Origin of the sequence: Vibrio ouci (assembly GCF_004551525.1) — a bacterium.
Taxonomy (GTDB): domain Bacteria; phylum Pseudomonadota; class Gammaproteobacteria; order Enterobacterales; family Vibrionaceae; genus Vibrio; species Vibrio ouci.
The window spans coordinates 1-369 of sequence record NZ_SATR01000415.1 but is presented as its reverse complement, the minus strand read 5'-3'; the positions used below and the strand labels follow the sequence as shown (position 1 = coordinate 369).

1 protein-coding gene is annotated in these 369 nt (G+C 44.2%); it reads right to left on the bottom strand.

The features are described from left to right. On the bottom strand, positions 1-261 hold a 261-nt coding region (locus ELS82_RS28060), incomplete at its 3' end, for a hypothetical protein (RefSeq protein ID WP_134837869.1). Between the last annotated feature and the right edge of the window lie 108 nt (positions 262-369).

Below are 369 nucleotides of genomic sequence, written 5' to 3'. Positions count from 1 at the left end.
TATCTTGTTTTCCCCCAAGGTATTTATGCCCATGTTTGACAGTTCTTGACCAAGGCTTTCGGCTTCTTTATCATGTTGCATTATGTATGCAGCTTTTGGGAATGACACGCTAAGAGGAGGGATTTCTAGCTTTTCTTCTTCAAGCTCTCTTCCTTTAATTCTAGCCATCCTTCTTGCCCTTCTTCGACTAGCAGCCCACCGATAATCCTCTTGGTTGGGTTGATACCCTAACCCAAATCTTTGAGCAGCATTTTTCATCATTGTCGGACTAACCCCTTCTGGTATCCCGATAATAAGGTTATACTGAAATGGGATCCCGCGGTTCAAGAAGCATAGACTCGCCATCCTTGCTGCTTCTGAGATCTTTGG